The 16,257-nt window shown below is 57.4% G+C and carries 15 protein-coding genes; 7 read left to right on the top strand and 8 right to left on the bottom strand.

Translation table 11 applies throughout. The annotated features are described in order from the left end of the window. Positions 1 to 205 precede the first annotated feature (205 nt). On the top strand, positions 206 to 424 hold the full coding sequence (gene rpsU, locus KORLAC_RS05805) for a 30S ribosomal protein S21 (protein ID WP_068146241.1): 219 nt from the start codon (positions 206 to 208) through the stop codon (positions 422 to 424). A gap of 93 nt (positions 425 to 517) precedes the next feature. Here the strand turns inward: rpsU and KORLAC_RS05800 are convergent, their stop codons facing one another. The 5 genes from KORLAC_RS05800 to KORLAC_RS05780 form a co-directional block, all read right to left on the bottom strand. Then, entirely contained in the window at positions 518 to 838 is a 321-nt protein-coding gene (locus tag KORLAC_RS05800; protein WP_068304290.1) for a hypothetical protein, read from the bottom strand. A 214-nt stretch (positions 839 to 1,052) separates the two neighbouring features. Continuing rightward, positions 1,053 to 2,564, bottom strand: a complete 1,512-nt coding sequence (gene amaB, locus KORLAC_RS05795; protein WP_068304286.1) for an L-piperidine-6-carboxylate dehydrogenase — start codon at positions 2,562 to 2,564, stop codon at positions 1,053 to 1,055. Between the two features lie 23 nt (positions 2,565 to 2,587). Continuing rightward, the gene (locus KORLAC_RS05790) at positions 2,588 to 4,258 is read right to left on the bottom strand and encodes a thiamine pyrophosphate-binding protein (RefSeq protein WP_068304284.1); all 1,671 of its coding nucleotides are present in this window, start codon (positions 4,256 to 4,258) and stop codon (positions 2,588 to 2,590) included. Then, entirely contained in the window at positions 4,255 to 5,427 is a 1,173-nt protein-coding gene (locus tag KORLAC_RS05785) for a saccharopine dehydrogenase C-terminal domain-containing protein (RefSeq protein WP_068304283.1), read from the bottom strand. Before KORLAC_RS05785 ends, KORLAC_RS05790 begins: the two co-directional genes overlap by 4 nt. 1 nt (position 5,428) lies before the next feature. After that, positions 5,429 to 6,502, bottom strand: a complete 1,074-nt coding sequence (locus tag KORLAC_RS05780) for a saccharopine dehydrogenase (RefSeq protein ID WP_068304279.1) — start codon at positions 6,500 to 6,502, stop codon at positions 5,429 to 5,431. Positions 6,503 to 6,702: 200 nt separating this feature from the next. On the opposite strand from KORLAC_RS05780, the gene KORLAC_RS05775 reads away from it, so the two are divergent. The 4 genes from KORLAC_RS05775 (at position 6,703) to KORLAC_RS05760 (ending at position 10,251) form a co-directional block, all read left to right on the top strand. Further along, positions 6,703 to 7,128, top strand: a complete 426-nt coding sequence (locus KORLAC_RS05775; protein WP_068304276.1) for an Lrp/AsnC family transcriptional regulator — start codon at positions 6,703 to 6,705, stop codon at positions 7,126 to 7,128. A gap of 139 nt (positions 7,129 to 7,267) precedes the next feature. Then, positions 7,268 to 8,227, top strand: a complete 960-nt coding sequence (locus KORLAC_RS05770; protein WP_139167558.1) for a hypothetical protein — start codon at positions 7,268 to 7,270, stop codon at positions 8,225 to 8,227. Between the two features lie 276 nt (positions 8,228 to 8,503). After that, positions 8,504 to 9,217, top strand: a complete 714-nt coding sequence (locus KORLAC_RS05765) for a DUF3667 domain-containing protein (protein ID WP_068304272.1) — start codon at positions 8,504 to 8,506, stop codon at positions 9,215 to 9,217. 110 nt (positions 9,218 to 9,327) lie between these two features. Then, positions 9,328 to 10,251 (top strand): MBL fold metallo-hydrolase, encoded by a 924-nt coding sequence (locus tag KORLAC_RS05760; protein WP_068304269.1) that lies wholly within the window; start codon positions 9,328 to 9,330, stop codon positions 10,249 to 10,251. 10 nt (positions 10,252 to 10,261) lie between these two features. Here KORLAC_RS05760 and KORLAC_RS05755 read toward each other — a convergent pair whose 3' ends face one another. From KORLAC_RS05755 to KORLAC_RS05745, 3 genes are all read right to left on the bottom strand, one after another. Continuing rightward, positions 10,262 to 11,026 carry a class I SAM-dependent methyltransferase gene (locus KORLAC_RS05755; protein ID WP_068304263.1) on the bottom strand — a complete coding sequence of 255 codons (765 nt, stop codon included), beginning with the start codon at positions 11,024 to 11,026 and terminating at the stop codon, positions 10,262 to 10,264. An 82-nt stretch (positions 11,027 to 11,108) separates the two neighbouring features. Continuing rightward, on the bottom strand, positions 11,109 to 12,461 hold the full coding sequence (locus tag KORLAC_RS05750) for a sensor histidine kinase (RefSeq protein WP_068304261.1): 1,353 nt from the start codon (positions 12,459 to 12,461) through the stop codon (positions 11,109 to 11,111). Next, positions 12,451 to 13,872 carry a sigma-54-dependent transcriptional regulator gene (locus KORLAC_RS05745; protein ID WP_068304258.1) on the bottom strand — a complete coding sequence of 474 codons (1,422 nt, stop codon included), beginning with the start codon at positions 13,870 to 13,872 and terminating at the stop codon, positions 12,451 to 12,453. Before KORLAC_RS05745 ends, KORLAC_RS05750 begins: the two co-directional genes overlap by 11 nt. A 218-nt stretch (positions 13,873 to 14,090) precedes the next feature. On the opposite strand from KORLAC_RS05745, the gene KORLAC_RS05740 reads away from it, so the two are divergent. Next, positions 14,091 to 15,464: an efflux RND transporter periplasmic adaptor subunit gene (locus tag KORLAC_RS05740; RefSeq protein ID WP_082714520.1), complete on the top strand. Its 1,374-nt coding sequence runs from the start codon at positions 14,091 to 14,093 to the stop codon at positions 15,462 to 15,464. Positions 15,465 to 15,563: 99 nt separating this feature from the next. Next, positions 15,564 to 16,247, top strand: coding sequence for an ABC transporter ATP-binding protein (locus tag KORLAC_RS05735; RefSeq protein WP_068304256.1), 684 nt, complete (start codon positions 15,564 to 15,566; stop codon positions 16,245 to 16,247). The last annotated feature ends 10 nt before the right edge of the window (positions 16,248 to 16,257 follow it).

The following is a 16,257-nucleotide window of genomic DNA, read 5'->3' as shown; positions in this document are numbered from 1 at the left end:
CGCAATTTTGCCTTTGGCGCCCAAGTTTGCTATAGTCCACCCATGTACTGACCTTTTGACGGGCTCTAAGCCAGCGCCCGCAAAGGCTTCTGTTGTGGAAATAACTTGTGTGGAACCCAGGGTTTTGCTATATCACGCGCGCCCTGCGGTGTGACCCCGATGTCCCACACCGTAAATTATGGCTATAGAAAGGAAGGTGTAACCCATGGAGGTTACCGTTCGGGATAATAATGTGGACCAGGCTCTGCGTGCTCTGAAGAAAAAACTTCAGCGCGAAGGTGTCTACCGCGAAATGAAAATGCGTCGGTTCTACGAAAAGCCATCTGAGAAGAAGGCCCGTGAACAGGCTGCAGCCGTTCGCCGTGCTCGTAAACTTGAGCGCAAGCGCCTTGAGCGTGACGGTCTGGTAATGAAGCACCGCTAAGCTTTAGCGGGGTTTTCAGACCCACAAAGATCAAACCTCTTAGAGCCTATGCTTTAAGAGGTTTTTCTTTTGCCATTTTGTGGGTGGTGGCGCTTAGCTGTGCGCGTCCTCATTGGCCGCTGCAATGGCCTCAGGCGAGGGCAGGGCCAGCAGGGTTCTGGGCTCATGAATGTCGCGGCGCACTGTCAGATAAAATTTATTATAGGGGCTGCGCGCGATACGAAGCGCCTCCCGCTTGTCACCACTTTTTACGTAATAGACAAACCGACCGCAGCGGATGCCGTCGATGGCATCATCAAGGGGAATCGGCAACAGATTGTCGCCATAGCTGCGCACATACAGGTGCGTGATGGCTTCATAAGGGTTTGCACTGTCGATTTTTCCGACAGCGTCGACATCATATTCGCTCGCCATGCCAGGCCTCTCATAGCAGGGTCAATAAATTACCAGGTGCCTGATGGTACTCAGAACAAGCCTGAAGGCCGATAGTATAGTGCGCAGACGTTTCTGGCTGGTTACGAACTGGCGGGCATTTGTCTAAAATTGCGCGATAGATAAAAGAAGGGCGACCCCACCAGAACCGGGGCCGCCCTTATCAGTCTCTGTGCGTTTTATAGTTGGTTATTCTTTAGTCCAGATCGAACTTGATGCCCTGCGCCAGTGGCAGCTCGCGGCTGTAGTTCACTGTGGACGTCTGGCGACGCATGTAAGCGCGCCACGCGTCGGAACCGCTTTCGCGTCCACCGCCGGTTTCTTTTTCACCGCCGAATGCACCACCGATTTCAGCACCGGAGGTGCCGATGTTGACGTTGGCGATACCGGTGTCGGAGCCACTGTGGCAGATGAAGGACTCGGCTTCACGCACGTCCGTGGTGAAGATGGCGCCCGACAGGCCTTGTGGCACGCCGTTATGCATGGCCATGGCTTCGTCGAAGCTCTTGTACTTCACGATATAGAGGATCGGCGCGAAGGTTTCTTCGCACATGCTGGCGCTTTGCTCAGGCATTTCAACGATAGCTGGCTTCACATAGTAAGCGTCGCTGTATTCGTCAGCCAATGCACGACCACCACCAAATACCTGGCCGCCTTCACCGCGGGCTGCCTCAAGGGCGCGCTCCATGGCATCAAAAGAGGCTTTGTCGATCAGTGGGCCAACAAGCGTACCAGCCTTGAGCGGGTCACCAATGCGGATGCCCTCATAGGCTTTCTTCAGGCGAGGCACCAGATTGTCATACACGTCTTCGTGCACGATCAGGCGGCGTGTGGAGGTGCAGCGCTGGCCGGCAGTGCCGACAGAACCGAACACGATGCCCGGGATCGCCATATCCAGATCAGCAGACGGCGTCACGATAATGGCGTTGTTGCCGCCAAGTTCCAGGATCGACTTGCCGAAGCGCTCAGCCACGCGTGGGCCAACTTCGCGGCCCATACGGGTGGAGCCGGTCGCGGAGATCAGCGGTACGCGGGTGTCGTCCACCAGTTGCTCGCCGATGTCTTTCATGCCGATGATTACGGAAGACAGGCCTTCAGGCGCGTCGTCGCCGAATTTCTCAACAGCGCGTTCGAAGATTTTCTGACAGGCAAGGGCCGTCATTGGAGTCTTTTCAGACGGCTTCCAGATGCATGGGTCACCGCACGCGATCGCAAGCGCTGTGTTCCAGGACCAAACAGCAACCGGGAAGTTGAAGGCGGAGATGATGCCAACAGGGCCCAGGGGCTGCCAGTATTCACGCATATGGTGGCCAGGGCGTTCGGACGCGATGGTCAGGCCGTGTACCTGACGGGAAATGCCAACTGCGAAATCGCAGATGTCGATCATTTCCTGAACTTCGCCTTTGCCTTCTTCAAAGATCTTGCCGCATTCAGCAGTTACAAGCGCGCCCAGGGCGTCCTTGTATTTGCGCAGCTCTTCGCCCAGCAGGCGAACCAGCTCGCCGCGACGTGGAGCTGGCACAGCGCGCCACTTTTTGAAAGCTTCAGCAGCTGCTGCGATTTTCGCATCAACTGTTTCCTTGGTGTCCATGGTGACACGGCCCATCAGGCCGCCGTCGATTGGGGAGAAAACGTCAAGATCGCCGTTTTCAAATTCTGCTGGATTGATATCCAGATCCTTCAGGATGTCAGCAACACGTGCCTGCATCGGTACTCTCCTTGGCGTATAAACTATTTTTGTCTCAGACCCGAAAGCGTGGCCGTGGGGCCGATGGCTTCTGGGTCTATGGTGATTTCAATCAGCGCTGGCTTGCCCGACTTGCGGGCGGCGTCCAGTGCCGGGGCGAATGCGTCTGTGGTGTCCACGCGGGACGCATGAAGGTCGAAGCTTTCGGCCATCGCCACAAAGTCCGGATTCGTCAGCTCAGTGCCTGAAACCCGGTATGGATAATCGCGTTCCTGGTGCATGCGGATGGTGCCGAACATGCTGTTGTTGAACACGAGGAAAATGACATTGGCGCTATAGCGCGCGGCGGTCGCCAGCTCCATGGCGCTCATCATGAAGCAACCGTCGCCTGCGCAGGCGATCACGGTCTTTTCAGGGTGCACGATCTTGGCGGCGATGGCCGCCGGTACGCCGTACCCCATGGCGCCTGATGTAGGCGCAAGCTGGGTTGGGAAGGCACGGTAGCGGTAAAACCTGTGCAGCCAGGCGGCATAGTTGCCGGCGCCGTTACAGAAGATGCTGTCTTCCGGCAGTACCTCGCGCATGTGCTCATACAGTTTCGCAACCTGAACGTTACCCGGGTTCTCGTTGGGTGTGGTCCAGGCTTCGAAGTCCGCGCGGGCCTCTGCAGTTTGGCCAGTCCACTTGTCGCTTCCCGCCAGCTCCATGTCTTTCAGGAGCGGCGCAATGGTTTGCGGTGTGGCATTGATGGCCAGGTCCGGCTGGTACACGCGGCCCAGTTCCTCGGCCCCCTGGTGCATATGGATCAGGGTCTGGCTTGGCACAGGAACTGACAGGCGCTCATAGCCGCCGGTTGTCATCTCGCCAAGGCGTGGGCCCAGCACGAGGATCACATCGGCGTCCTGCATGCGTTTCACCAGCTTCGGGTTCGCACCAATGCCCATGTCGCCGATATAATTCGGGTGATTGTTGTTGAACCGATCCTGACAGCGGAAAGAGACACTGATGCCCAGGTTGTTCTTTTCAGCGAAGGCCTGCATGTCAGCGACAGACTGGTTATCCCAGCCGCTGCCACCCAGCATCACGAACGGGCGCTCGGCCCCTTCCAGAAGCTTTTTCAACTCTGCCATGTCTGCGCTACCGGGGTGCGCCAGCGCGGGCTTGTAGGGCACGCATTCCTGCGCGTCACACAGTTCGCGCAGCATGTCCTCCGGCAGCGCCAGCGCCACGGGGCCGGGGCGGCCTGATGTGGCCACACGGAAAGCGCGGCCGACATATTCGGCCATGCGCGACGCGTCGTTGATCTCGGCCGTCCATTTGGTGACTTCACTGAGGAACCGGCGATAGTCGATTTCCTGGAAGGCTTCGCGCTCCACCTGGTCGGCAGCTACTTGACCGATGAACATGATCATCGGGGTGCTGTCCTGGAAGGCGGTGTGGAGGCCGATGGTGGCGTGGGATGCTCCCGGGCCACGGGTGACGAAACAGATACCCGGCTTGCCGGTCATCTTGCCGTAGGCTTCCGCCATGTTGGCCGCGCCCGCTTCGTGGCGCGTGGTGATGAACTTCAGCTTTTCTTCCGCACCGTGGAAGGCGTCAAGGGCTGCCAGATAGCTTTCGCCCGGCACGCCGAAGGCGGTGTCCGCCCCGTTTGCGATCAATGCGTCGATCAGCGCCTGGCCACCAGTGATCTGCTTATTTGGCATAGTCGTCATTCCTGGATCTCGACATTTTCAGCACGCAGTGTAACGCCTGCATCCCGCAAGCCACGCAGCCAGATTTTGGCTTCCTCCGCGTCGGTCAGCGCCGCGTGGACGCCAGGTTCAAATGCCCCGCGCAAGGTGGCCTTGACTGCCTGCGCGACCGTCAGTGAAACGGTGCGTGCCATTGCGGTCTGCCACCCACTGCCCACTTCGTCAAGGGCCAGCGAACCGGACCAGACAATATTGCCTTCTGTGTCGCGGGCGGTAAGGGCCAGGAACATGACAACGCGGTCTTCTTCGCCATCGCTGTAACCATACTCCCGCCAAAGCTTTTCGGACAGCGCTTTGAGGCTATCGGCATCGGAGGTCTCGACCTGGGTGAAGATGTGGGCCCAGGCTTTTTTCCAGCCCGCTTGCCTAATTGTGCCGCGAACGAATGTCTTCAGATTTGTCTCTGCATCCAGGCCATATTCCTTCACGTAAGGCAGGCTGTTGCGGTTCGGGTATATCTCGAATTTTTCACCGTGGATATCCAGCTCCGACACAGCATGCCAGACTTTCTCAACCAGCTTTTCCTCGCCGTCTTCAATGCAGCGCGCCGGGTTTGTGAGCGCCTTCAATACGCCAAAGGGCGTCCAGGAGAACTTATAGGTGAAGTCTGTTTTTGCGGCGGGGATGCCACCACAGTGAGAGACGAAGTCGATTTCGTATCCCTTGTCAAGGACGCCAGCCTCGCGTGCAGCATTTACAAGGATGTGGGCGAACAAATGGTCAATGCCCGGGTCCAGCCCAACTTCATTGACAAACGACAGGCCGTGGCGTTTCGCCGCGGCGTCCAGTGCCGCCATCGCTTCATCTACATAGCTGGAGGTCACAAGGTGAGCCTCGGTTTCCAGCGCGATATCGGCCATGACGATATGCAGCGTGGCTGGCAGCATGGAGACGATCACATCGCCTTTGTTCACATGGTTCTTGAAATTTTCAACCGACCCACGGTCGCCCAGATCAAGCGTGCTGAAACCGAAGCTTTTGCCTTCAGGCATTTGGGCCTGCAGCATTTTGGCGCGCTCATCCGACATATCCCAAAGAATGACGCCGTCAAGCTCAGATGCCAGGGCAATAAGGCCGGGACCGGATGCGAGGCCCGCGCCGATCCAGTGAATGTGTTTATGTGCTGTCACGTTAGGAAGCCTTTTTTTTAATCATCGCGTCGCAGGCGCTCTGGAAGGCTGCGTCGCAGTTCCGCCATACCTCATTCTGGTCGCGCTCGGGCAGGGCCTTCAGGTAAGGCAGCAGCAGCCCGGCGAACTCCATGCTTGCCTCTGTTGGCAAGAGGGACGGCAGGTTGTCAATGGCGATCAGGTCCACGCCGTCCACCTTGATGGCGGGGGCAGCCCAGCTTGTGGGCTCGCTATAAAGCGGCAGTGGGTTGAAGTCGCTGAACGGGTCGCAGGACACGTCTGAGATCACGCTCAGGCGGTGACCGCCTTTCAGGTGGTCTTTGGTCAGGAACGCTGGAATTTGGTGGGCTACGAACGCGCAGTTGATCAGGATGTCATGATCCAGGATCGCGTCGCGGTCGAGGTTAGTGGTCTCCTTGCGGCCCCATTTGGTGACCTTCACGCCGTGGCGTTCCAGGATTTCAGCCGCACCCTTGCCGCTGCGGCCACCGGCGCCGATTACCAGCGCAGTTGGCGCCTTGCCGTCCTGCGCATGGTCGCGGATCAGGGCATCAAGCGTGTCTGCACTTTCAAACGGGGTCAGGCCCTCGGCGATATAGGACGCGCGGCCAGCCCGTTTATCATGCCATTCCAGTAGCCCCAGCGCAGCGCCCATATAACCGGCCCAATAGCCGAAAGCGACAACGCGCTTGCCGTCATTCTTGGTCATGTATTCGATATCAAGCAGCGATCCATGACCGTTCAGGAAGCGAGTCAGCAGTGCCTGCCAACCGGATTGCTCCTTGAAGGCGTGGGCGAAATAAATGTGGGTGTGCGCCAAAACGTCAGGCGTTTTCGGCAGCTCCTTCAGGCCCAGGATCACGGCGTCCTTAGGCGCCTTTTCCCACGCGCCGGGCTCGGCCATGGTGCATCCCGCAGCCTCATAGGCAGCGTTATCGATGATGCGTTTTTCGGACTTCTCAACGACAACTTCAAAGCCGGCGTCGATCAGTTCCTTTGCCCCCTCAGGCAACAGCGGTGTGCGCCGCTCGGTCGTACGGGCTTCTTCGCGAAGCCACAAAATTTGTTTTCCCATTCCGCCACTCATTTACTGGTTATGGTCTCCCTTTTGACAAGTCTATGCGTGAAAGTGATGGCTCGAAATACCAATACGGTATATACTTTCCGTTAAATTGACGGAAATTTTCAATTTCTTCCGTTAAATCGCCAATTTGCTGGTTTGGACGGTACACATGTCACTCGGTTCCATATGGGGTCGAAAGAAGGGCTGAAGAAATGGATGCAACAGACGAAAAACTGCTGAAGCTTTTAACTGCTGATAGTCGCGAAGGAACATCCTCATTGGCGCGCAAACTGGGACTGTCGCGCTCTACCGTTCAGGACCGCATCAACAAGCTGATCGACCGCAAGATCATCGCCGGCTTCACGGTGAAAACCCACCCGGATTATGAAGGCAAGCTGATCTCTGCGCATGTGCTGCTGTCGATTGACCAGAAATATGCGCAGCAGGCTATCGGGCTGATGAAAACGCGGGCACAGATCAAGACGCTTTATGTGGTCTCCGGCGCCTATGACTTGATCGCCATCGTCAAGGCGCCGACGATGGAAGAGATTGACCAGACCCTGGATTTCATCCTGGCAATCAACGGCGTGAACAAGACCAACACGTCACTGGTGCTGTCGGCAAAAAAAGAAAGCTGACAAGGGTCCGGAATCAGCAGGTGTTGGAGGCGTTTCAGGGGTTTATTGATTTTGGTATCGGGCTGTGCCAAATTGACACAGTTGGGGCAGGAGGCGGCGTATGAAGCCGCTTGCATGAATGAAAACTGGGGGGGTGACGTTGAAGAAAATTATCATTGTGCGTGCGTCGCCTGATTGGGGTGGATTGAGCGCCAAATTGCAGCAGCAGGGTCGACTGGCACCTTCTGACTACCTACCCACCCCCTTGCCTGCGGGTTTCCCCCCAAATGTGCCCGATATTCTGGATCTGTGGAACAGCTCTCTGGCGATGGATTTTTTCAGTGTCCGCGCCGCCGTGGGGGCAATTGCGCAAAAGACATGGCAAAAAACCGGGGCAGACTACATTATGTCGGTGCCTGACTTCATACAGTGGGCCGCTACCCATCCGGATGAAGCTGTTTGTCTATTCCCAACCGACGATGATGATTTTTTTGCCCCTCATCTGTTCGAGGGCCTGGCGGTAGCCGACCGCCCCTATATTCGGCGGTTTCCTTCGCCTATTTATGTGGACATGCTGTTCAATCGCCCGCTCGACAGCCGGTTCCCGCGGTTGATGCCACGGCTGAGGCGGCTTTATGGCCGGTATCCCCGCAAGCTAGCGCTGTTCGCGCCGCTGGTACGGCCCGGTCCCGATATTGACGGCCTCCAGACCTTGGCCTGCGATTATTTTTGCCAGACTAACAATTATGCCTTGATGGGGCGCGGCAGTGACTGGGGGTCGAAGATGCACGAGGTCGCCGACCATATTGATGTATCGCGGGTGCTGGACCGATTCAAATATCGCTGGGACGATGGGCCTGCGAAACAGATTGCTCTGACGAACAAGCACCCCTGTTCCATCTCGCGCCTGATGATCATGCTTCGCGAGGGCTTTAAAGGCGCCACGCTTCGGAGAGGGCTTGAAGAGTATGTTCGGTCGTTTGACCACCTGACATTGCCAGCAGACATGGCCTGGATGCAGACACCGCTTTTCCAGCTGCGGGATTTGTTCGCCAACCTGCTGGATGCGAAATCGGCAGAAGTTTATGCAGAGACGCGTCGGTACAATGCTGGACTGTAAACACTCAGGTCTCAATCAAACGCGTAGATCTGGTAATGGTGGATTAAGGCGCAGGTCTGACCACGGCACCAAGCTTGCTCCGGAACACTCAAGCTGAAGAAACAATATTGAACGCAAGCTCGCGGGTGGTAATCTACCCTGCAGGCCTAATGAAACGCGGGGGAGGCGGTTCTGACACAGGCTTATTGTAAAAGCTGTGGAGCGGTCCTTTCAGGGCAGTTTTGCAGCACTTGCGGGGAACGCCAGCTGGACGAAAGCCAGCGCAGGCTCAGCCTCTTGTTCGGGCAGCTTCTCGAAGAAGTTTCATCGCTAGACAGCAAGCTGTTTCGCAGTTTTCGGGCGTTCCTGTTTTCGCCGGGCCTGCTTGCGTATGAGCACTGGCGGGGGGCACGAAAGCCCTACCTGAAACCAGTGACCCTGTTCCTGATCGTCAACGTTATCTATTTTCTGGTATCGCCAATCACCGATTTTGCCTTGCCGCTGAATAATCAGGCCATTCAGCCCTACGGGGCATGGGTAACAAAGGTGATTGACGGCTATGTCGCCTCAAGTGGTGAAAGCTTCGATCAGGTCGCTGCCCGGTACGATGCGTTGACGCAGGTCGTTGCCAAATCCATCGTGATTGTCAGCGTGCCCTTTCTGGTGCCGTTTGTGTGGATATGCAGTCCGTTTCGGCGGTACTACTTGCTCGATCACACTGTGTTCGCCCTGCATCACTATGCCTTTGTCTTGATCTGGCCTGTGGCGGCATCGGGCATCGGCTACAGCCTGCATGCCCTTGGGCTTGAGGCTTTCCTGCCTGGCTGGGCCAATGCTGCCTTGTTGTTCCTGCCGCTTTATGCATATGGCGTTGTTGGTGTGAAGCGCGCTTACGGGGGTGGCTGGATTGGCGCGCTTCTGAAAGGCATTGTGTTATTTGCCGGCGTTGCGGTGTCGCATTTTATATACAGGCTGATCCAGTTCTGGGTGGTCTGGTGGCAGGTTACATAGGAACACAAGCCTCTCACCCAAGCGTGAAGATCAGTGAATGGCGGCCAGTAGGGCACAGTGTTAGAGAAACGACTGGACATAAAAATCACTAACGGAATACGCTCGCATCAATGACCGGAAAACGCTCTTTCATTCCAAGCCCTCAGGTGGCACTCAAGCTTCGGGAACAGGCATCATATGGCGTGCCGCATGCGGTTGCGCCGGGCGTGACCATGGTGCTGGCGGACAATCCGAAAGATTACACGGGCCCCGGTACCAATACCTATATCGTGGGGGACGACCGTGTCTGGATCATTGATCCGGGACCGGACGACGTGGACCATGTTCGCGCTGTATTGAAGGCCGTGGGTAAGCGCCAGGTGGCGGGTATTTTTGTTACCCACACGCATCAGGATCATAGCCCGGCTGCAAACCATCTGGCGCGCATTACGGGCGCCAGGACCTACGGCTTCGGCGCGTTGCCGAAAGACATATTGGGCTTCACGGACGAAGCAGTGGATGCTGAGTTTATTCCCGATGTGACGCTGGCGTGTGGCGGCGTGGTGGGAGACGACGACTGGCAGATCATGGCCATTCACACGCCGGGACATTTCCCCAATCACCTGTGTTATGCGCTGCCGCACAAAGGCATGCTGTTTTCAGGCGATCACGTGATGGGTTGGTCCACGACTGTGGTGGTGCCGCCCCTGGGGAACCTTTCGGAATATATGGAAAGCCTGGACAAGCTTGAGGCTGGTGGTGCCCGCCTGATGTTGCCAAGCCATGGCCCTGTGGTGGAGGACGCGCCGGCGCGCATTCGGGAAATCCGCGAACACAGGATTGAGCGCCACGAGCAGGTGGCGGCCTGCCTCAGCCGGGGTATCCGCTCTCCTGCCGCAATTGTGGGTGAGATTTATGAAGGCCTGACGCCGGGCCTGATGGACGCAGCGGAAGGCTGTGTGCGCGCACACCTGGAACTGATGGTGCGTGACGGCGAAAAGCTGCTTTCCGAAGCGCGAGAGGGTACGGCTTATCAGGCAATTCACCCGGCCTGATCGGGGCTGGTTATTTCGTGAATTTGAAGATGAAGCGGTTGGTCCGCCCATAGCGCGCCGGGTCATAGGGTGAGCTGAGCGGGTTGTCTTCAGGGTTCGCCAGCAGGTCGCTTTCTGCCGCAAAAATGAAGCCCGCCGCTTCAAGTTGCCCGCGCACCATTTGGGGGTCGACGCGGTGGTATTGGTTGATGTCTTCAGCCGTACTGCGCGGCTTGCCAACATGATCGATAACCAGGAGCGTGCCGCCGGGCTTCAGAGCCTTGTGGAAGGACGCCAGGATCGCGGGAATGTCTTCAGCTTCCTTGCGCGCAGCATGCTTGAACCAATAGTCATGGTAGGCAAGGGCGATCATCACCATGTCAACGCTGGCTTCCGGCAGGTCTACTTCCTCGCGGCCATTATGGATTGGGGTGATGTTCAGAAGCGGGCCACGATAGCGACGCTCTGCCGCGTCCTTGACGAAGCTCCAGTTCACAGCGCCATTATGAGCGTAAACTCGGCCGTCCGGGCCTACCACGCGCGCCATAATTTCGGTGTAGTATCCGCTACCGGAGTTCACATCCAGCACATGCATGCCCGGCTCCAGCCCCGCGAACAACAGAACGTCCAGGGGGCGCCGGAAGGGATCGACGGCCTTGTCGTCTTCCGGGCGTGCGGGATGAACCAGCGCGCGCCGGATGGTGTAGCCCGAATGGTCGGATTGCGCTGAAAGAGGTATGGGGACTGTGATCAGGACCGCACCGCCAACTAGCATCAGGGCAAGCTTTTTCAACATACTTAAACACCCACATCTTTCTCGCCCCACGGGCAGCAGCCTACACGGGCTGCCGCCGTTTGTGCAACAGATACGGCGTCCCCTAGAATGTCAGGGTGAAGCGGGCGCCGCCGCCCTCGCGCTCGTCCAGGCTGACGGACCCGCCGTGGGCGATCATTACCTGGCGCGTCAGCGCAAGCCCAACCCCACTGCCTTCCCGCTTGGTGGTGAAGAATGGCACGAAGATCTTCTTGGCGATATCCGCGGGTACCCCCGGGCCATTATCTGACAGTTCAATCACAATATGACCGCGCCTGTTCAGCCGGGCTGACATCCACACCGTAGCGTCTTCCAAGCCTGTCAGCGCCTGCTCGGCATTCTGCAGCATGTTGATCAGAATCTGTTCGATCATGTCGCGGTCGGCGGTGACATCCAGCTGGGAGGGTTCGACCTCCGTGATGATTTTCAGGCCTTTTTCCTCCCAGGCCTGGGTCGATAGGCTGCAGACGTCCCTGAACAGCGCATCGATGCGGATCAGTGATTTTTCGGGCGGGGGCAGGCGTGTCAAACGCCGGTAGGAGGAAACGAATTGCATCAGCGCGTCTGATCTGCGCGCAACGGTATTGACCGCATCGCGTACGTCGCCCAGTTCATCCACCACATCCGGGTTGTCGGTTACCTTACCGGCCGCGTCCTCCACCAGGTCCACGGCGGTTTTGGCAAGGCTGGCGACCGGAGTGATGGAGTTCATGATCTCGTGCGTCAGCACCCGCACCAAGTCTTGCCAGGCCTGCAGTTGGGCCGTGTCCAGTTCGCTCTGAATGTCCTGCAGGCTGACAAGTTTTTCTGCCCGTCCGCGCACGATGATCTGGGTGGCGGCGACCGCCAGCTTCTGTTCGGTGCCGTCTGCCTTGAAGGAGGTCAGGCGGCGCTGCCCCGCGCCCAGCTCGACGATTTCCTTCTCGAATTCGTCGCCAAATTGCCGGAGGTCTGCGATTTTGCTTACGTGGGTGCTGCCCAAAAGGCGCCTGGCGGCATTGTTCCAGATGGTCACCACCCCGTCGCCATGCAATGACAGCAGCGGTACCGGTACGTGTTCCACCAGCGCCTTCAGGTGCCTCAGCTCCTCTTCCTGGCCTGCCCGCACCGCCTGAAAGCGGCCCAGGATGTCGGTGAAGGTATCCCCCAGTTCGCCGAAGCCTGCGCCAAGGCCGTGCAGGTTGAAGCGCTGGCTGAAGTCAGCATAGCGGGCGGCTTCCAGAAATCGGCTGATTTCAGCGTTCGTTTTGGAAACGAAACGGAAAACTTCATAGGTGAGGAAGGCGACAATCAGCGCCGCCAAAAGGGTGGCAGCATGAAAACCGGGCATGGTGATCAGGTACGTGAGCAGGATCAGCATCAGCATGATCAGGACCAGCCGGCCTGCCAGCAGCAGGCTGAATTTCTTAAAGCCCATGCTTTTCCATCCTTCTGTAGAGCGCCGCGCGGGTCAGGCCCAGGTCCTTGGCTGCGTGGCTGATGTTATAGCGGTGGATTTTCAGGGCTTGCGCAATGGCGTTGCGCTCAAGCCGCTCCAGGTTCAGGTCGTCTGCTGATTCCGCAGGTTCTGCGCTTGGCGCTGGGGCTGTACTGCGTTCCGCCACTGCCCCCGGTTGGTTGGGCTGGGCTTCAAACTGGAAGTCAATACCGGTAAAGGCATCTGCTTCGCTCAGGATCACAGCGCGCTCAAGCGCGTGCCTGAGCGCCCGCACGTTGCCGGGCCAGCTGTAGGCCTTGATGGCTGCCATGGCGTCATCGGTGAATGTTTTTTCCGCCCTTCCGTATTTGCGGCAGTAAAGCCCGGCGTAATATTGGGCTATTTCCGGGATGTCCTCCGGCCGGTCTCTAAGCGGCGGCAGGTGGATTTCCACCGTGTTCAGGCGAAAGAGCAAATCCTGCCGGAACACCTCTTCACTGCGCAACTTATCAGGGGCCACATTGGTCGCGGCAATGACCCGTACGTTGATCGGCACCCGTTTGTCCGACCCCACTGGCGTGACATAGCGCTGCTCCAAGACCGTCAGCAGTTTGGCCTGAAGGTGAAGGGGCAGGTTGCCGATTTCGTCCAGGAACAGGGTTCCCCCTTCGGCGGCCTGCAGCCGTCCGATACGGTCATCGCGGGCGTCCGTGAAGGCGCCTTTCTTGTGGCCGAACAGCTCGCTTTCAAACAAGCTTTCCGTTACCGCACCCAAATCTACAGACATGAAAACCTGGTCTGCCCTGTTTGACTGGCGGTGCAGCTCGCGCGCCACCAGTTCCTTACCGGTTCCATTTTCGCCTAGGATCAACACGTTGGCATCCGTGGGTGCGGCGCGTTCAATCATGGACAGAACATCGCGCATGGGTTTGCTGTCACCCAGGATGGGCTGTTTGGGTTCGCTGACGGCTTTGGCCAGCGTGCGGTTGGTTTTCTTGAGCGCGTCAGCTTCCGAGCGGCTTTGCCTGAGCTTGACGCTGGCCGACAGGGTGGCGACCATCTTTTCATTCTGCCAGGGCTTGGCGACAAAATCGGTGGCGCCCTGTTTCATGGCTTCAACGGCCACACCGACACCGCCATGGGCTGTGATCATCACCACCACGGCCTGTGGGTCAATCTCCAGGATTTTCTTGAGCCAGACAAATCCCTGCGCGCCTGACGATTCCCCCGGCCCGAAATTCATATCCAGCAGAATGGCATCGAAACTGTCGCTTGCCAGCAAATCCGGGATGCACTCAGGGTTATTACAGGTCTCCACCGAAGCATAGTGGCGCTTCAGCAACAATTTGCCTGCAACCAGAATGTCTTCGTCGTCATCGACGATCAGGATTTTCCCTTGTTTTTCACTCATATAACCTCGCCTTGCTCTCTCCGGTCTTTGTTCGGAACCGTACACATAGTGTTCGAATTCGTACAGTCAAAAGTGTTCGAAAGTGAACAGTTTCATTCTGCTTTGGCAGAAAACGGCGGCTTTCCGCGTCTGGCACAATGCTTGCGCATAAGTCATGCCAGAAAGGCGCGAGGCCTTCGAACCGGGCACGACAGCCAACGGGTAGATGGAATAAAAAAATGGGTACAGTGACAGACATGGAACAAAAAAAAGAAACCGCTAAAACCATCTCCATGCAGGGGGGATCAACATCAGGAACACGGGGAGCATCCGGCGCTGTATCTGGTTCCGGCATGGACCGCCGCGTTGAAAAGAAGAAAACACCCTGGAAAACGGTGGGCATCGCCGCTGGCGCGCTTGCCGTTATTGCCATTCTGGGCTCCATGGTGATGGACGCTTCGGGCGGTCGCAGCTTCCGGGTGGATCAGGACCGCATTGTGGTCTCCACCGTCAGCACCGGCACCTTTGAGGATTTCATTCCCGTGCGTGGCCGTGTGACACCGCTCAAGACCGTCTTCCTGGATGCCATCGAAGGCGGCCGGGTTGAGCGCGTTCTGGTGGAAGACGGGGCGATGCTGAAGGCAGGCGATATGATTGTTGAGCTGTCAAACACAGGCCTGCAGCTGGACGTGACGCGCAATGAAGCACTGGTGACAGAGCAGCTCAACAACATGCGGACAATCGAATTGCAGCTCGAGCAGAATCGGCTGGATCATAAGCGCAATATCGTTGAAATGAATTACCAGATCAAACGGCTTGAGCGCCAGGTTGAGCGTGAGCGGGAGTTGATCAAGACCAACGCCATTTCCCAGGCCCAACTGGACCAGACGGAAGATGAGCTTGAATACTATAGGAACCGCCTTGCGATCACGCTTGAGAGCCAGAAGACGGACGCCCAGATGCAGGAAACCCAGTTGGCCTTCCTGAAGGAAAGCGGCGAGCAGCTTGAGGTGAGCCTGAAGCTTGCGCGCAAGAACCTGGACGCCCTGAATGTGCGCGCGCCGGTTGACGGCAAGCTTTCCGGCTTCAACGTTGAGATTGGCCAGAGCATCAACCGTGGTGGCCGTCTGGGCCAGATCGACGACCCGAACCGCTACAAGCTGACCGCCTACATCGATGAGTTCTACCTGGGCCGCGTGGACCTGGGGCAGGAAGCGACGTATGAGCGCGGCAGTGACAGTCACAAAATGACCATCGCCAAGATTTACCCGCAGGTTCAGAACGGCCAGTTCGAGGTGGATTTTGTATTCGAGGGCGAAGAACAGCCTGACGGCATCCGCCGCGGCCAGACCCTGCAGACCAAACTGACATTGGGTGACGCAACCGACGCCATCCTGATCCCGAACGGTGCCTTCTTCCAGGACACGGGCGGCAACTGGGTGTTCGTGGTGTCGCCGGACGGCAGCCAGGCGATCAAACGCACTGTGCGTTTGGGGCGCCGCAACAGCCGCTTCATCGAGGTTCTCGAGGGCCTTGAGGTTGGCGAAAGGGTTGTCACCTCACCTTATACCAGCTTTGTGGATATGGACCGCCTGAAGCTGTCTGGCGAATAAGCCAAAAAAGAACCTGGTCCGAGTTACGACAGTTGAGGAAACGCCCACACATAAGCCTGAAAACAGGCAGGGCGGAAGCAAACGAGGAAAGGATATATAATGCTCAAGCTTCACAATCTTTCTAAGGTTTACCGTACAGACGAGGTGGAAACCGTGGCGCTGAACAGCGTCAATGTGGAAATCGCGTCCGGCGAGTTTGTCGCCATCATGGGCCCGTCGGGCTGCGGTAAATCTACGCTTCTGAACATCATCGGCATGCTCGATAGCCCGTCTTCAGGCGACTATATTTTCATGGAAGAAAATGTGGCCGGCTATAACGAAGCCAAGCTTTCGAACATCCGCAAGCAGAACATCGGCTTCATCTTCCAGAGCTTCAACCTGATCGACGAACTGACAGTTGAAGAGAATATCGAACTTGCGCTTCTGTATCACAACATCCCGGCCTCCGAACGCCGCGAGCGCGTGGCCCATGTAATGGACAAGGTGGGTATCGCACACCGCGCCAAACATATGCCAAGCCAGCTTTCCGGCGGTCAGCAACAGCGTGTTGCTGTGGCCCGTGCGGTTGTGGGTGACCAGGCGATGATCCTCGCGGATGAGCCGACGGGTAACCTTGATAGCGCCCACGGCCAGGAAGTCATGGAAATGCTGCAGCAGCTGAATGAAGAAGGCACCACGATTGTGATGGTAACGCACAGCCCGGCCCATGCCGACTATGCCCGCCGTACCATCAACCTGTTTGACGGTCATGTGGTTACTGAGAACCTGCGCGCTGCTGAATAATAACAATAAG

Source organism: Kordiimonas lacus (assembly GCF_001550055.1).
Classification (GTDB): Bacteria; Pseudomonadota; Alphaproteobacteria; order Sphingomonadales; family Kordiimonadaceae; genus Kordiimonas; species Kordiimonas lacus.
This window is presented reverse-complemented; position numbering and strand designations above follow the sequence as displayed.